Source organism: Gaoshiqia hydrogeniformans (assembly GCF_049347105.1).
Classification (GTDB): domain Bacteria; phylum Bacteroidota; class Bacteroidia; order Bacteroidales; family Prolixibacteraceae; genus Gaoshiqia; species Gaoshiqia hydrogeniformans.
In genome coordinates, this window is sequence record NZ_CP186334.1 from 5598151 (window position 1) to 5615305 (window position 17155).

Annotated in this window: 14 protein-coding genes; 11 read left to right on the forward strand and 3 right to left on the reverse strand. The window is 46.1% G+C overall.

What is annotated here, in order from left to right; genetic code table 11:
* Nucleotides 1–7: 7 nt before the first annotated feature.
* Both ACOIT5_RS22290 and ACOIT5_RS22295 read right to left on the reverse strand, forming a co-directional pair.
* A complete protein-coding gene (locus ACOIT5_RS22290; RefSeq protein WP_423128363.1) occupies nt 8–3352 on the reverse strand; it encodes a TonB-dependent receptor in 3345 nt (1114 codons plus the stop codon).
* Between the two features lie 145 nt (nt 3353–3497).
* Complete coding sequence (locus tag ACOIT5_RS22295) at nt 3498–4493, reverse strand: FecR family protein (RefSeq protein ID WP_423128364.1); 996 nt, start codon at nt 4491–4493, stop codon at nt 3498–3500.
* 204 nt (nt 4494–4697) lie between these two features.
* On the opposite strand from ACOIT5_RS22295, the gene ACOIT5_RS22300 reads away from it, so the two are divergent.
* The 10 genes from ACOIT5_RS22300 to ACOIT5_RS22345 all read left to right on the forward strand — a co-directional run bounded on the left by ACOIT5_RS22300 (nt 4698) and on the right by ACOIT5_RS22345 (nt 14084).
* Nucleotides 4698–5849, forward strand: a complete 1152-nt coding sequence (locus tag ACOIT5_RS22300; protein WP_423128365.1) for a hypothetical protein — start codon at nt 4698–4700, stop codon at nt 5847–5849.
* Between the two features lie 80 nt (nt 5850–5929).
* Nucleotides 5930–7384: an aminoacyl-histidine dipeptidase gene (locus ACOIT5_RS22305; RefSeq protein WP_423128366.1), complete on the forward strand. Its 1455-nt coding sequence runs from the start codon at nt 5930–5932 to the stop codon at nt 7382–7384.
* 188 nt (nt 7385–7572) lie between these two features.
* Nucleotides 7573–8133 (forward strand): YceI family protein, encoded by a 561-nt coding sequence (locus tag ACOIT5_RS22310; RefSeq protein WP_423128367.1) that lies wholly within the window; start codon nt 7573–7575, stop codon nt 8131–8133.
* 44 nt (nt 8134–8177) lie between these two features.
* Complete coding sequence (locus ACOIT5_RS22315) at nt 8178–9344, forward strand: hypothetical protein (protein WP_423128368.1); 1167 nt, start codon at nt 8178–8180, stop codon at nt 9342–9344.
* Between the two features lie 65 nt (nt 9345–9409).
* The gene (locus ACOIT5_RS22320) at nt 9410–10009 is read left to right on the forward strand and encodes a hypothetical protein (RefSeq protein ID WP_423128369.1); all 600 of its coding nucleotides are present in this window, start codon (nt 9410–9412) and stop codon (nt 10007–10009) included.
* Nucleotides 10006–10461 (forward strand): RrF2 family transcriptional regulator, encoded by a 456-nt coding sequence (locus ACOIT5_RS22325; protein WP_423128370.1) that lies wholly within the window; start codon nt 10006–10008, stop codon nt 10459–10461. Before ACOIT5_RS22320 ends, ACOIT5_RS22325 begins: the two co-directional genes overlap by 4 nt.
* Before the next feature lie 76 nt (nt 10462–10537).
* A complete protein-coding gene (locus ACOIT5_RS22330) occupies nt 10538–11836 on the forward strand; it encodes a PQQ-binding-like beta-propeller repeat protein (RefSeq protein ID WP_423128371.1) in 1299 nt (432 codons plus the stop codon).
* A gap of 382 nt (nt 11837–12218) precedes the next feature.
* Nucleotides 12219–12386, forward strand: a complete 168-nt coding sequence (locus ACOIT5_RS22335; RefSeq protein WP_423128372.1) for a hypothetical protein — start codon at nt 12219–12221, stop codon at nt 12384–12386.
* A gap of 561 nt (nt 12387–12947) precedes the next feature.
* The gene (locus tag ACOIT5_RS22340) at nt 12948–13217 is read left to right on the forward strand and encodes a DUF4143 domain-containing protein (protein ID WP_423128373.1); all 270 of its coding nucleotides are present in this window, start codon (nt 12948–12950) and stop codon (nt 13215–13217) included.
* 195 nt (nt 13218–13412) lie between these two features.
* Entirely contained in the window at nt 13413–14084 is a 672-nt protein-coding gene (locus ACOIT5_RS22345; protein WP_423128374.1) for an HAD family hydrolase, read from the forward strand.
* A gap of 90 nt (nt 14085–14174) precedes the next feature.
* On the opposite strand, the gene ACOIT5_RS22350 is transcribed toward ACOIT5_RS22345, so the two are convergent.
* Complete coding sequence (locus ACOIT5_RS22350; protein WP_423128375.1) at nt 14175–16235, reverse strand: acetate--CoA ligase family protein; 2061 nt, start codon at nt 16233–16235, stop codon at nt 14175–14177.
* 94 nt (nt 16236–16329) lie between these two features.
* Here ACOIT5_RS22350 and ACOIT5_RS22355 point away from each other — a divergent pair, with 94 nt between their 5' ends.
* A complete protein-coding gene (locus ACOIT5_RS22355) occupies nt 16330–17145 on the forward strand; it encodes a hypothetical protein (RefSeq protein WP_423128376.1) in 816 nt (271 codons plus the stop codon).
* Nucleotides 17146–17155: the final 10 nt, after the last annotated feature.

A 17155-nucleotide genomic window follows, 5' to 3' on the forward strand; every position in this document is an offset into this window, starting at 1 on the left:
AAGGTTATTAAAATGTAACATTCACACCAAGGGTATAGGTTCTTGGTTTCGGGTACTGGTAGAAGAACATATTTTGTCCCCACTGATTATCGCCCTGCGATGTTCCTTCGGGATCGTACCCCTGAAAATCTTTAGAATGAAGAACAAAGGCATTATTCACACTTGCATAAACCCGAAGAGCCGCCAGCTTCATGCCGCGCATCGATTTGGTATCGACCGAATAACCCAGTTGGATCAGGTTGCCGCGCAAATAAGATCCGTCGCAAACCCAGCGTGAATCAACCTCCGAACTTTGACCGGACAAGTTGGCATTCCGCACAGCCTGTACCATGGTGTTCGGGTTGGTTCCGTTATACCCGTCGTATAAAATCGACGCCAAACCGCTGGTGTATCCGAAACGGTCTTCTGCCGAGTGATAAAATTGCTGTAAAATCTCCACACCGGTTACAAATTGCAGGTCAACCGTGAAATCGAAATTTTTATAGTTGAATGTATTGATAAAACTACCGGTCAGATCGGGAATACCTTTTCCCAGAATTTTTTTCGCTGCCGAACGTTTTGCCTGCCCAACCCGTGCGCCTGCGGCTTCAGCCTCGGCCCTTTCTTCTTCGGTCCATACGCCTAAACGCTCGTAACCCCAGAATGAACTCAGGGATTCACCGACCCTTAGGATCGTCTGGCTTCCCGATACCCAGTTCGGACCAGGCAGGATATCTTCATCATTTTCACCCAGTTGCTTAATCTCATTTTTATTGAAGTTCAGATTCACCGTTGAGTTCCAACTGAAGTCTTTGGTTTTCACATTCACCGAGTTCATCATAAAATCGACTCCATAGTTGGCTACCTCGCCGATATTGTCGATCACAGAACTGAAACCGGTACTGTGCGGAACCGGGCTGTCGAGCAATAAGTCTGTCGTCAGCTTATAGTACCAGGAGGCATCAAAACTCAATCGGTTTCCAAACATATCGAGGTTAACGCCGATGTCAAACTGATTGGTTTTTTCCCATTTCAAATCCGGGTTCGACAAACGGGAAGCGTAGGATATCGCCTGCCGGGAACCATCGATCAAATAAGTTCCGGAGGTAATGGTGGCCAGCGAACGGTAAGCGGCGATTTCGCTGTTACCGGTTACGCCATAGCTGGCATGCAGTTTTAACTGGTTAATGGCTTTAACATCAGCCATAAAATCTTCGTTTGAAATTAACCAGCCCAGACCAACCGAGGGGAAAAACGCGTATTTGTTATTTTTCCCAAACTTGGACGAACCGTCGATACGGGCAGTTGCAGTGGCCATATACTTATCGTTGTAGGTATAAGCGCCCCGCACGAAATAAGAGTTCATCGCCCAGCGGTTGTAGGTAGAAGAAGGAGCTCCCGGATTAGTTGCGGCGCCCAGGTTGTTGTAACCATAAAAATTATCTTTGAACCCGGTAGCCGAAACGCTCATGTAATTATAGGTCCGTTCCTGCCATGACAAACCGGCCACCGTATTAAGCCGGTGTTTACCGAATACTTTGTTGTAGGTTAAGTAGGTTTCTTCCTGCCAGTAAAACTGTTGTGTATCACTCATAAACGCGTACCCGTTTGGCGAAGAAATATTAATCAGGTCGTTTGGCGAATATTCTCTCCATTTACGCAGGTGTGCATCCACGCCAAACTGTGTTCTTAAATCCAGCCCCGGAAGGAGATGAAATGTCAGCGCGGCATTTCCGAAGATTTGTGTCCGGTAACGCATACGTTCCTGTGTTTTCAGCAAGTGTACCGGGTTGGCCATTGCTTCAAAGCTAAAGTCGTTGGTCGATTGGGAATTTACCCAGCTGCCATCGGTCCATTTTACCGGGAAAATAGCGGGCATTTCAATCATGGTACGACGGGCCACCTGGCTGCCGCCACCCTCGTCGGTATCGTTCTGCCAGGTATGGTTCACCAAAAGGTTGATGCCTGTAGACAGCCATTTCAACGGATTTGCGTCGTAGGACAATTTCGTATTTACACGTTTCATATAAGTATTCAGCATTACACCCTGATAATCGGTATAGTTGATAAACGCGCCTACCGATGAGCTTTTACCTCCCTGCTGAATGCTTAACTGATGACTGTGAGAGTATGCTGTTCGCGTAGCTTCATCCTGCCAGTCGGTATCGTAAAGCGGATTTCCGCTTGAATCAAATAATTTCGGGTCGCTCACATTAAATGTACTTGTGCCGCCATACCATTTCCGGTTATTTTCGAAACTCACTTCCATCGCTTCCATAAATTCGGCAGCATTCAAAACATCCATTTTGCTTGCTTTATGGCTCATGCTCACATAACCGTTATAAGTTACCGAAATTCCTTCACCGGCCAGACCACGTTTGGTCGTTACCATGATCACGCCATTCGCTCCGCGGGCGCCGTAAATCGCTGTTGCAGAAGCGTCTTTCAATACGTCGATCCGTTCAACATCGTTGGGATTCAGAAACTGAAAATCTTCCATAACAACACCGTCGACCACATACAGCGGGTTGGAAGAAGAGTTAATGGTTCCAATCCCCCGGATCATCACGCGGGTTGCTCCGCCCGGCTGACCGGAATTGGTAAAGATATTCACCCCCGACACTTTACCTTTCAAACCGGCCAGCGCATTGAAGGGCGCCGCCCTCAGAATATCATCGGCAGTTGCCACGGATATCGAACCGGTCGCATCAGACTTCTTTTGCACACCATAACCGATGGCCACAACCTCGTCGATACCAATTGTTTCCTCGTATAATGCCACATCCACAGTTAGTCTGCCCGACACCGGTAATTCCTGGGTTCTCATACCTACAAACGAAAATACCAACACGCCATTTGCAGGTACATTCGAAATGGAATAATAACCGTCGATATCCGTAATCGTTCCGCTGGCTGTTCCCTTTACAAGAACTGTCACGCCGGGCAAAGGCTGGTTGTTACTGTCTGAAACCCGGCCTTTCACCGTGCTTTGTTGCTGGAAAACCCTTTGATCTGAAGTCAACAAAATCAAATTATCCTCCAAAAACCGGTATGAGACCCCCGCATCGCGGAACAAAGCGGTGAGGACATCCTCAACACTTTTATTGGTGATCTGCAAATTCACTTTGCGCTCAACATCAACCTGTTCGCGTTGATAAAAGAACCGAAAATTCGTCGTTTCTTCAATGTCCTTGAGAACATCAGAAATCTTCTTACCTTGAAAATCAAAGGTAAATTTGGTTGTTTGCGAATAAACAGATGCAGAAACCTGCATCATGCAAACCAGTAGTGCAACTAAGGTCAACTTCATTTTCAGTAATAGCTTTTGTTTTAGCCTTCGTTCTATCAGGAAGGTTAATTCACTTTTTTTCATAAATTTGAATTGTTGTTGATTAATAATTAATTGGTGTGACAGCACCGGGTTATTAATTTTACAGGCCGGAGGGTGTGACAGCATCTTCCGGCTTTTCGGTACAGCTTGTTCAGGTATGATCCATAAGCATCCTCCTTTTACGTGTTTATTTTCTTAAAATCCTGATCTCCTGATCTTTAATCTCATAATCGATCGGGAGTGTTTTCTCCAGGATCGCTAAAACTTCCAGAATGGTTTCGTTTTTAATCGTCCCGTCGTAATGGTAATTCAGCAGACTTGGATCGGCAACCACAATGTCGACTCCGAATTTCCGCTCCAGCAAAGTCATCAGGTTGGCAAAGTTCATATTGATGAATATCAGCTTATTGTCTTTCCACGAGGTATAAATTTCGGGCTTCACCGGGCTGATGTGCAACGACCGTTCCTGCTTGTGAAAAACCAATTGTTCTCCCGGACTTAAAACAATGTTTTCGTTCGTTTTAAAGCTTTTCCCCGGTTCAATCAACACCGAACCTTTTTCGAGGGTTGTAATAATTTCCTGATCGTCCGGGTATGCTTTTACATTGAATTCGGTTCCCATTACCCGTACATTATAATAAGGCGTATGAACGATAAACGGTATTTCGTCCGATTTTTCCACCTCAAACCAGGCTTCGCCTTCAAGAAAGGCTTCGCGGGTTTTTGTCCGGGCATTATAGGTGTATTTCATTTCAGAACCGGCATTCAGGAAAATAACCGTTCCGTCGGGCAGGATCGTTTCCGAAACAGAACCTTTGGGCGCGATGGCCGTGTACCAGTCCTGACCGGCGCTTACCGGGCCGGTATCAGGATGCACGATATTCCCGAGAATAAAACCCAGTATTAAAATTGCTGCTGCCCAATAAGCATACCTCAGTCTGAAAACTCCGGATTTTCCTTCCTTTTCCTTATTCTCGATGCGTTTCCATAAACGGTCGAACCCGGAAACCGTGTTTTGACCCTCCTGATATCCGGGATCGTTTTCGAGCTGGCTAAATAATTCTTTTTTGAGATCAAATTCCAGTTCCGCCTGATGAAACATGCCCAACGCCTCCTTTCGCTCCTGCTCCGTCAGCGCGTCCGAGTTCAGTTTTTCAAGCCGGTTTTTCAAATATTCCTTCATCCTTATTATCCAAAATTTTATCTGTTATACGAATTAGCCGGATCAGATACTCACGCCTCCTGAAAAAATAAATCGTCTTTTTACAAATTCCTGTTCTGCCGGTCAATTTTACTTGTGTTAATTAAAAAATAGCATAATTTTGATCGGACATTAAAAAACAAGTACCCGTTTTGTCAGATAAACTTCAAACATTAAATCCAACTCATGCGAAACCTACTTTACATCCTGACCGCTTTATTTATACTAAACGCCTGTTCTTCGGGTAAAAAATCGTTAAACAAAGGCAATTACCCCGAGGCCATTGAAAAGGCAGTAAGCCGTTTAAGCAACGATCCGGGCAACCGGAAAGCCCAGCAGGTTATCACCGAAGGCTATCCCATCGCCATGGAATATTACCAGGAGCAGATTGACCAGATCCTGAACAGCAACGAACGCTTAAAATGGAGCAAGACCCTCCAGATTATGGAGCAGGTAAACCGGCTGTCGGATCAGATCCGGAGGATACCGGCTGCCCGTAACCTTGTTCCCTCGCCGAAAACATATACCTCCGAATTGTTTGATGTAAAAAACAGGGCTGCCGAAGAGCGGTATGCCGAAGGCCTCCTGTTGTTGCAAAGGCAAAACCGCGAAGATGCCAAACAGGCTTACCTCCAGTTCAGGGAAGCCGACCGCCTGGTTCCGGGCTACCGGGATGTTTTGCAAAAAATGAATGAAGCAAAAAACTTAGCCACCCTGACCGTGATTGTTGAAACCTTACCGGCCCCTTCGTTGACCTACGAACTGACCGCAGATTTCTTTTATAACCAGGTGATGACTCAAATGAATAACCGCTTCCCTTCCGACAGCTTTATCAACTTTTACTCTCCTGCCGAAGCTGAACAGGTCGGGATAAAGTACCCCGATATGCTGGTGCGGCTGGCCTTCTTCGATTTTTACATTGGCAAGCCGGCCCATTCGGAAGCCACACACGACTTATCCAGGGAAATTGAGGAAAAAGTTGAGGTGAAAGTATCGAGGGATTCGGTGCGTTACGAAACCCGAAAAACAGTTAAAACAGGCAAAATACGCATTATTACAGATGAAGTGGCCTCAGGTGGCCTGCTCGACCTCAAGATTGAAGACTTCCAAACGCGAAAACTCCTGCTGGACAACAAAGTTCCCGGTGAATTTATGTGGCGCAACCAATATGGTATTTTTGTAGGCGACGAAGCCATCCTGACGGCTGAAGAACAGAAGATCATCCGGAACAAGGCGATCTTGCCCCCCGGACCGCAGGATATGTTCCTCGAATTTACCCGCCCTATTTATTCACGACTGACAGAAAGTTTAACCGTTTTCTTTCGGCGGTACAACTAAGCTATAAGGTAAAAAAGTTAACTTTGCACAACAGATTAAGCCTGAAGTTTTGATCATCAATTAAAAGCCGGATTGACATCATGGGAAAATTGGAAAAGCTGCAGCCACAGCCACTTTGGAATTATTTTGAAGCAATTTGCCAGGTCCCCCGCCCGTCGAAGAAAGAAGGAAAAATCAGGCAATTTCTGCTTGATTTCGCGGCAAAGCACCAGCTAAAATACAAGACCGACGAGGCCGGGAATGTGCTGATCTGCAAACCGGCAACTCCCGGATACGAAAACAAACCGGTAGTCGTGCTGCAGTCGCACCTGGACATGGTGTGTGAAAAAAACAGCGACAAAAACTTCAACTTTGAAACCGATCCCATTGTTCCGGTGATTGATGGCGACTGGGTAAAAGCCGACGGAACCACGCTCGGTTCCGACAACGGGATTGGCATTGCCACCCAACTGGCTATCCTGTCAGCAAACGACCTCGAACACGGGCCAATTGAATGTTTGTTTACCGTGGATGAAGAAACAGGACTGAGCGGTGCTTTTGCCCTTAAACCGGGTTTTTTCTCCGGTAAAATCCTGATCAACCTCGATTCGGAAGACGAAGGTGAACTGTTTATCGGCTGTGCCGGAGGTATCGATACCTTAGGCGAACTGGAAGTTGAAAAAGAACCCGTCCCCGGAAATTCCTTTGCCCTGAGAATTATGGTCCGCGGGCTATGGGGCGGCCATTCGGGAGACGACATCAATAAAGGACGCGGAAACGCCAATAAAATACTGGCCCGTTTTCTCTGGCAGACCATCCGGAAGTTCGGAGTTCGCCTGGCCGACTTTAACGGTGGCAACCTGCGCAACGCCATCGCCCGCGAAGCCTATGCAGTAGTTATTGTACCTCATGTTCAGAAAGAACAACTGGTGGCCGAGCTGAACATGTTTTCGGGTGACGTGGAATTTGAATACGAACGGACCGAGCCGAACCTGGTACTCGACCACAGCTCCACCATCCTGCCCGAAAAAGTACTGACCCAGGCCAGTCAGGAAAAATTGCTGAACATGCTGTACGCCTGTCCGCACGGCGTTCTGGAAATGAGCACCCGCATGAAAGACATGGTGGAAACCTCCACAAACATGGCTTCGGTAAAGTTTATCGACGACAACCGGGTGCTGGTTACCACCAGCCAGCGCAGCGAAATTGAAAGCCGTAAATATTTTGCGTCGGAGATGGTTCGCTCGGTTTTTGAGCTGGCCGGCGCCGAAGTAAAAAACTCAGACGGCTACCCGGGCTGGACCCCCAACCCCAACAGCCAAATTTTACGGATCACTTCCGAATCGTATAAACGGCTGTTTGGCGTAGAGCCGATCGTCCGGTCAATCCATGCCGGACTGGAATGCGGCCTTTTTCTCGAAAAATACCCGGAGCTGGATATGGTCTCCTTTGGTCCGACGATCCGGAATGCCCATTCGCCCGATGAACGCATCCAAACAGATACTGTAAATAAATTTTGGCTGCACCTGACCGATATTTTAAAAAATATTTCCTGATTTTTTTCAGAATTCCTTCCTGTCTTATCTGCTCATCTTCAGGTATTATCCTACCTCACAAATAGGATAAAAGAATCAGTCTAAATACAAATTATCCCGTTTGTATCCTTTATCATTTGGAGGATTGGAATTTTATTCTATGTTTATCCCACCAAATTAGTAGGAATAGTGGTATAAAAATGAAGGAGATGATTAAACTATTAAAATTCAGTGCCGTAACGGCTCTTTTCGTGATCGCAGCATACGTAGCGATGGCTCAAACTCAGTATAAACTGAACTTAAAAAGCAGTTCCATGCTTGTTAAAGGAACCTCCACCATACACGATTGGGAGATGAAAGTGGAAGATTTTAACGGTGGTTTTACGCTCGCCGAGAATCAGGTGTTGAGTTCGTTGAACTCCGGGAACCTGGTAATTTCTGTAAAATCGATAAAGAGCGATCAAAACCTGATGAATAAAAAAACTTATGAGGCGCTGAAAGAAGAAGAGCACCCTCAGATTAAAGTAAAAATCATTCAGGTTGACCATAGCCAGAACAAGGCCCAGCTGGAATTAACGATTGCCGGTAAAACCCAAAAGCTAAACGAAGATTTTCAGTTGGTAAAGCACGAAAACGGAACCCTGCAAATAAAAGGCATCCTGGAAATTAAAATGTCTGATTACGGGATTAAACCCCCGGTCGCCCTGATGGGCACCATCAAAACCAATGATGAAGTAAAAATCGCTTACGATTTGAATTATCATAAATGAGAGAAAAAGAAAGAAGAGAAGTTTTAACCAAATTTTAAATTACAATGAAGAAGATTACAGCAATTTTTGCAGTTTTATTGATTTCGATAAGCTCTTTCGGTCAGCAATTTGAAGCCGAAAAGATCAATGCAGATGAATTTACCGACTTAAAAGTCAAAGTAGGCGCCGATTTTGCGCTCCAGCTTCAAATGCTCGACCACGAAGCTCCTGTGGAGTTGATTGATCTTAAAAATAACTTCAACTTACCGACGGCAAACTTAAACCTGACCGCCGACCTGGCCCCGGGCATCCAACTGTACATCAACAATTACATGTCGTCGCGTCACCATAACGAAGCCTGGGTTGAAGGTGGCTACCTGACTATTGACAAACTGCCCTTCCTCCCGGAAGCCGACAACATCATGAAATACCTGACCATTAAAGCAGGGGTGATGATGCCGAATTATGGCGATGCCCACTATTTCCGCAGCAACAACGCGGCAGTTCTCAACAATCCTTTTGTTGGAAACTGGATTATGGATGCCTACACCAACAACCCGGGGCTTGAATTTATGTACCGCAACCAGGGTATTATCGCGCTTGCCGGGGTGAATAACGGACGCATGAACTACGGCAGAGGCAACGACCTCGGCGAAGACCTGGTGTTTAACTGGAAATTAGGATACGACACCCAAATCAACGAAAACTTAAGGGTACGTGCATCGCTTTCCGGGTATCATGTCGGAGAAGGTCACAGCGGATCGACCCTGTGGGATGGCGACCGCGCCGGCGCCCGCTACTACAACGTGATGCAGCTGGCAACAGCCCAGGCCGACAACTTCCGGTCGGGACGTTGGGGACCGGGCAGCGGACAAACCGAAATGAACAGCTACATGGCTAACCTCTTTGTCCAACTGTACGGGCTGGAGTTGTTCGGAATTTACGAAGACATGAAAGGTGTGAGAGCCGAAAATGATCAGCATTTCACCCAAACCGCGCTACAGGCCATTTACCCCGTCGGCAGTTTCTACCTCGGTACCCGCTTAAATAAGGTATCGAACAACGACGGCTCGAAAGTTACCCGCACCAACATTGGTGGCGGATGGAACATGGTGAAGCATGTTTTGGTGAAACTCGACTATGTAAACCAAAAGTACAGCGGCCCTGCACACGGAGCAATTAACGGCGGAAAATTCAACGGGCTCGTTCTCGAAGCCGCCATTTCATTCTAACTCATTTTAACTGAAAGGTTGTCCGGCGATGGCCGGATGGCCTTTCTTCCTTTTTTGCTGAACAAATGAACACGAGGCTGATCTCCCTGATTTTGATTTTGCTGATGAGAATTCCTGATCTCAGCGGTGCAGTTCCTTCGGGCGAAAGCCGGATCGAACGTTACCTTTTTGATCAGGTTATTATTAAAGGGACCACCAACGTAAACCAGTTCGAGCTTTCTTATCGTGAAGAAAATTATACTCCCCTACCGGATACGCGTGGATTTCAGGATAAAAATTTAAAAATTGCCATCCCGGCACGAAAAATTAAAGCCGAATCGAAAACCATGTTGGATGATTTTCTGGATTTGATCAATGCCCGCCAGCATCCGACCATTAATATCTCGATGGCCGAAAACATTACCGGTAAACTGATGAACGAAACGGACCTGAAGCATGAAATCCGGGTAACCATGAACGGGATCACGAATACTTACACCTGTACTTCCGAAATTGAAAAGCCGTATCAGGATCAATGGCGGCTGAATGGCGAAATGGACGTATTGCTCACCGATTTTGGCATTGAACCTCCGCGAAAATTTTTAGGAATTGTTAAGGTTGGGAACGAAGTATTTATTAGCTTTAAAATCTTATTCTCAACCGAAAAAAAAGAAACCGAAAATTGAAGTTTAGCACAAAAACCCGGTATGGTATGCGTGCGATGCTCGAAATTGCATCAGACACAACACAAAGTGGCGTACTTCAAAAAGATATTGCCGAACGTCAACAGATTTCGGTGAAGTATCTGGATCAAATTATTCATGCCTTAAAATCGGAAGGCCTGATCATCAATGTCCGCGGAAAAAAAAGCGGATACATCCTCACCCGTAAAGCTTCCGAAATTTCCATGCTGGACATCCATAACGCTTTTGAACCGGGAATTTGCGTGATCGATTGCCTGTCGGCATTAGTTCCTTGCCCGATGAAAGATGTTTGCCGGACCATCGGTTTTTGGAGCAAATTAAATGACCTCATTTTCGATTATTTCAACAGTGTAACCCTCCAGGACTTGCTGAACGATGCCCCTTCGGCTGATAAAAAAATTCTTTCGGATTTATCTTCTTCCAATCTTGAGTAACATTCCATTCCCGGAATATTTTCAGGCAGATTCTTAGTATATTCGGCAGATAAACGATTCACTAAAAAGAACAAACGTGAAAATAACTGTCAACTCTGCCCCCTTCGCGGCTTTTTTGCCTTTCCTGTTTTTATTTACTTCGTGTACAGGCCAAACCGAAAACTGGACCCACCTGCGCGGAAGCCTCCTCAATGGTATTTCTGCCAGCGAAAAAGCGCCGGTAAGTTGGAGCGAAACTGAAAATATCAGCTGGAAAACAGCCATTCGCGGACTGGGATGGTCGTCGCCGGTGGTGTTTGGCAACCAAATATGGCTGACAAGCGCCGACCATAACGGGAGCTGGTTTTCGGCCTTTTGTGTTGACTTCGAAAGCGGAGATCTGATCAAAGAGCTCGAACTGTTTCATACCGATTCAGCCCAGCGTATCCATGCGACCAACAGCTATGCTACACCAACGCCCTGCATCGAAAACGGCTTTGTATACGTTCATTACGGTACCTTCGGAACAGCCTGTATCGATACCAAAAGTTTTAAAACCGTTTGGAGCCGCACCGACCTGAATTGCGACCATTTACAGGGTCCGGCGTCTTCGCTGGTTTTATACAACGATTTACTGATTGTCCATCTTGAGGGGACCGACCTGCAAAATATTTATGCCTTGAATAAACATACGGGAGAAATTGTCTGGCAGGTTGGTTGTCCCGACCCGGAGGTTTATGAAGAAGTTTCCCCTGTTTTCCGAAAATCGTACCAAACACCGATTGTAATAACGATTAACGGAAAAGATCAGTTGATCACCAACCGCTCGTTGTATGCCATTTCATACGATCCTGGCACGGGAGAAGAGAACTGGCGCGTTTATTACGGCGAAGACTCGGCTGTAAGCATGCCACTGTTGTACAACGGGCTGGTCCTGGTCAACTCGGGCTGGGTGCTTTCGCAGGGCGCCCCGTATTTTGCCCGGCTTTTTGCGGTCGATCCTACCGGAAAAGGGAATGTCACCGACAGTCATATTGTTTGGCAAACCGATCAGCATGTGCCGCAAACATCTACCCCGGTCATTACAGACAGCCTGCTGTTTATGATTGATGAACGCGGCAGCCTGACTTGCCTCGACCCGGGAAACGGCCGGGTGTACCGGGAGGAAAAGCTGAAAGGACACTTCAACATTTCGCCGGTTTACGCGGCCGGAAACCTGTATTTTACCAATACCAACGGCGAAACAACCATTATAAAAGCTTCGGCAACTCCCGAGATCGTTGCCCAAAACAAATTGGAAGGCACGTTTAAAGCCACTCCGGCCATTTTACGAAATTCGCTGATCATGCGCAGCGACAAGTTTCTTTACCGGATTGATCTGCCGGAAACTCCGTAAGGCCCGGGAAACAGTGGCCGACCGGGCCTCTGTGTACAAAAGCGGGGATTCTGCTGGGGGCTGAGGGCAGAGAGCTTGGGGCAGAGGGCAAAGCGCAAGGACAATTAACGAAGGTGGAAAAAGTAGAACGGAGACGGGAGAAAGGAATACAGGTGGCATTTTACTTTGTCACTCAGGCACTCAAGTATTTTTTTAACGCAGAGAAGGCCGGGAGGTGCTAAGCACGCAGAGAGCAAGCTGCAACCTTCAAATCACTGAACACTGATTACCGAATACCGATTACCGGCTGTCATCCCAACCCGGCGGGGTGACATATCAGTAGCCCCGGGCAATCCGGCAACTGCCGGAGATCAGGCCGACAGGCCATCACAGAAACGTCGTCATGCTGAACTTGTTTCAGCACCTGTTGCCAGATGCCGCCCAGGTAGTTAACGACAGAGATGCAGAAATAAAGCACCACCAGGTTAGAATCAGCCACTGCCTCCCGAAGCGGCGCGCAGGCCGTTTAAGCGCCCACCGGCTGCGTCGATTTTCAATCGACGATTATTGAATGCGCGGTTACAAACCTCGCCACCCGGGAAGAAGAACGTATTTGAATAAAAATTGAAGTGCTGCTATTCTGAAAAAAGCCTTGCTGCGGATGTCCTTCCGGACAGGATTTACTTTTTTGTCTTAACACAAAAAATTAAACAAAAAGAGTCAAGGCTGACGGTGATTTCAGATCAATTTTCCGGGAAATCCGTTTCAACTATGCGGAAAACTCATTTGTATTATCCGGGAAACTCAATCGTATTATCCGGGAAATGCGATTGTATTTTGCGGGAAATACAATCGTATTGTCAGGATATTCTGAAAAATCTCTTCGCTGGTTGGTTCGTTCTCCGCCAGGCATTCGTTAAATGCTTGTTTTTTAAAATTGGTTCCAAATTAGCCAATCAGTAAAATTTATTACGTCAAGTTTTGTAAATTGGGGCGACGAAGCAGGAAGATTATCAGGCAGGGTGCACAATACATGCCCATTTGGCTTGGAAAGAACACCGTTGAATCCAGCCATTAACAAAATAAAGACACTATATTTACACGAACTGGGAACCATAAAAACTAATTCAAAATGGCAAAAGAAACAGTAAATTTAAGTGAAATCAGTTTAGATGATTTACCCGAAAGAAAGTTGGTTTATGCAATATTTGCACAGTCTGAAAGCGACTTAAAACCAATTAATTGTCGGTACGTTGGCGAAACTGACAATTTAAGGGAAAACTTTTTAATTTCCGAGAGAATAAAACAAATCGAGTATAAACAAAGTCTTACACGAACATATTTTTGGAGAACAAAACAACAACGGGAAGTTGATTTTGTAGAGGAAAACAGTGGAAAATAACCGGGTATGAATTTAAATGGAAAAAGAAAAAAAACAACAAAATTGCCTAAAACATTTGTGGAATCATATCATGCAGAAAGTAAAGTGATAGATATAGATAATTTTAGAGAATTTGTAATAATGAATTGATGCCATCGTTCAAACCATTATGCTTAATATATCAACAGAGATATCACAATTATTAACAAGAAACTTATGAACAACGGAGGTGTAATTTTTGATTTTAACGGAACATTATTCTGGGACTCTGAGTATCAGGAAATCTCGTGGGATAAATATTTAGAAACCCACAACATTAAATTGACAATGGCTCAAAAAAAAGAATATATCCACGGTAGAAACGGAAAAGACACACTTGAATTTTTATTTAAACGAAATTTAAATGATTTTGAAGTTGAACAATATACCGAAGAAAAAGAAATTATTTACAGAAATGAATGCCTTAAACACGATATGAAACTTGCTCCCGGAGCTATCAAACTTTTAGATTATTTAAAAACACAAAAAATACCAATAGCCATCGCAACAGCATCAGGAAAAACAAATGTAGATTTTTTTATTGATAAATTAAATCTACTTGATTATTTTGCCGAGGAGCATATTATCTATAATGATGGAAAAATCAAAGGGAAACCTCACCCTGATATTTTTGAGAAGGCAATCTGCAAATTGGGCGTAAAAAGATCAGAGTCAATTATCTTCGAAGATTCTTTTTCCGGTATTCAGGCAGCCATAAATTGCAACGTGGCAAATGTGATAATCGTAAATTCCACAAAAGAGAATTATTCAGAATTCAAATTCCCGATAATCGAACATTTTGACGAATTTGACAGAAATATCCTAAGGTATCCCTGTTTAGAAAAATAGAAAAACAAAACACAATAAACAGGACTCTGAGCGGCCTGCAAGCCCGGCTTAAGTTGGTGTTGAACGACACCGGCCGGGATATACGGCGGCTTATTTTTCGATCCGGATCCGGGCATCCACGGCCAGAATTTTATCGCCTTTCCCCAGCAGGGGATTAATGTCCATTTCTTTAATTTCGGTGGCAAACCGCAAGAGGCTTGACAGGCGCACAATGATTTCGGCAAACTTTCGCTGATTGACGCCTTCCTGCCCCCGGTAACCTTTGATGATTTGATACGATTTGAGGTTTTTGATCATGGAAGCTGCCTCGCACAGGGTAAGCGGCGCCAAACCGGAGGTAACATCTTTCAGCACTTCCACCAGGATTCCGCCCATGCCGCAAAGCATGACGTGCCCGAAGCGGTTTTCGTATTTTGCACCGATAAACAGTTCGATGCCCGAGGCCATTTCAGCCATCAGCACGGCTGTTGTTTCGGGAATAGCCATCAGCCGCTTAAATTCACTGACCACCGTTTCGGCGCTGCGCACATTCAACACCACTCCGCCGATCTCGGTTTTATGAACCGGCCCGACCACCTTCATCACCAGCGGAAATCCCAATTCATCGGCTATAACCAGCGCTTCTTCTTTCGTTGTCGCCACGCGTTCTTTTACGTAGGGAATGCCGGCCGCATCGAACAAGCGGTGAATCACTTGCGGCGACTGGTAACCATCCCGGGCATGGTCGATGATACGGCGGATTTCGGCAATATCGACCCCCTCCAGAAAAATCCGTTCATCATGCGGCCTCGGCGTATTCGACACCCGGGTGAGGGCGCGCCCTAACAACACTTCGTCCGGAAAATTCACATTACCGGCCGAAATAAAGTGAGCCACATCATCTTTTACATTGATCACCGAAGGCAAAATCGGGTAAATCGGCTTTCTACAGCTCTGCATTTTTTTACTGAGCACGTCATACACATCGCCAACGGGGAAAAGCCCCGGACTGCCGTAAATCACCGCTATGCCGTCGACCTCGCTGAAATCGTTGTCGCACGCGTCGATAATGGCGCCCAACTGTTCTGCGGTGCCGGTTGCCAGAAAATCGATCGGGTTTTCCACCGACGAGCCGGGAAACAGTTTTTCTTTCAAGGCTTGTTTTTGAGGTGAACTTTCAATTTTCGGAATATGCAGACCGCCGGATTCCAATGCATCGGTAAGCATCACCGCGGGCCCTCCCGCGTGGGTAACAATGGCCATTCGCTTGCCCTTCATTTCCTTACACATAAATACATTGGCCACCGTGGTCAATTCTTCGCGGCCGTAGCAACGCACGATACCTGCCTTACGAAACAATGCTTCCACCGCCAGGTCGGAGCTGGCCATTGCGCCGGTATGCGACGAAGCCGCCCGGCTCCCGGCCTGGCTGCTCCCTGCTTTAATAGCGGCAATTTTGCATCCTTTGTGAATCAGCGAACGGGCATGTTTCAACAATTTATCCGGATTATTGATGCTTTCGATGTACAGCAGTTTTACGCGCGTGCTGGTTTTCGGGTCAAATACTTCATCCATAAACTCAAGCACATCCTCGACCCCCACCTGGGCCGAATTTCCAACCGAAAACACGCTGGCAAAATGCAATCCTTTCGGAATACCCGACTCCATAATGAAAACGGCCGTCGCACCGGAGCTCGAAATAAAATCGCAGCCCATTTGATGCAGTTTGGGGACCGGCTCGGTAAAAACACTGGCATGGGCCGGGGTGATGATGCCGATGCAGTTGGGCCCGATGAGGCTGGCCTTATGTTTGTTGACAATCGCTACAATTTGCTCCTCCAGCCGGCGCCCGTCTTCGCTTTCCTCGCTAAACCCGGCGGAAATAATGATAAAACCTTTGGTTCCCTTCCGGGAAGCCAGCCGGTCGACCGCTTCGGGGCAAAAACGGGCCGGAATGGCCAGCACTGCCAGTTCAACCGGGGGCAGGTCGTCAATCTGCTTAAACGACGGAATTCCCTGAACCTGTTCTTCGTTCGGGTTAACCGCCATCAAGTCGCCCGAAAATTGATTATCGATCAGATTTTTAAGGAGTTTACCCCCTGGTTTCATGATATTATTGGATGCTCCAATTACTACGATGCTTTTTGGCCAAATGAGTTCTCGTGTCAGCATGAATCTTTTTGTTTTTCATCAAATTTACGAATAAGCCAATCAATGCCTGCTGATATTTTTCAGTTATCAAAAAAATAAATAGTTTTGAGCACGAATGAGTAAAAACACAGAACAACGGATTATGGTGTACTGCGACTTCTCGGAGTCGATGGCCGATGCGATTCTTCACGGAATCAGGATCGCCGAAATTTTCCGGAAAGAACTGTGCTTATTTCATCCGCTGGGCAAAGGCGGAAAAACGGAGAAAATGGATGCACAGCGGGCTCTGGCTGCCATCATCCGTAAACTGCAAACCGATTTACCCAACCTGGTCATTTCGAGCCTGACCTTAAAAGGCAACCTGCAGCAAACAATCGACCGTATTGCCGAACAATACGACGGGATTATGCTTGTGCTGACCGGCGAAAAAATAAAAACAAAATTACCGGCCCTGCAACAAAGCCAGATTCCGTTTTTGTTTGTCAAAGGAAGCGACCGGGATTTTCTGCAATACAATAAGGTGATGTTGCCGGTTGATTTCCGCAAGGTGATGAAAGATACGTCACTTTGGGCCTCGTATTTCGGACGGTTTAATCAATCATCCATTGAGGTGATGGTGGCCAAAGATAAAAACAACGAATACGGCGCCATGACGAAAAAAAATAAACGGTTTATTGAAGAACTCCTGTTTAAGCTTCATTTGGATGTACGCTTTCGAACGGCCCAAAAAGGAAGTTTCGGCTTACCCTTTGAGGCGCTCGATCGATGCCGGGAGGACGATTGCAGGCTGATCATCATCCCGTCGAGCCGGCACATCAGCTTAATTGACCTGATGGTGGGGCTACCGGAGAAAAAAATCATTCAAAAAGCCGGAAATATGCCCGTTCTCTGCATCAATCCGAAACGCGACATGTATATTTTATGTGATTAAGCCACTCAAA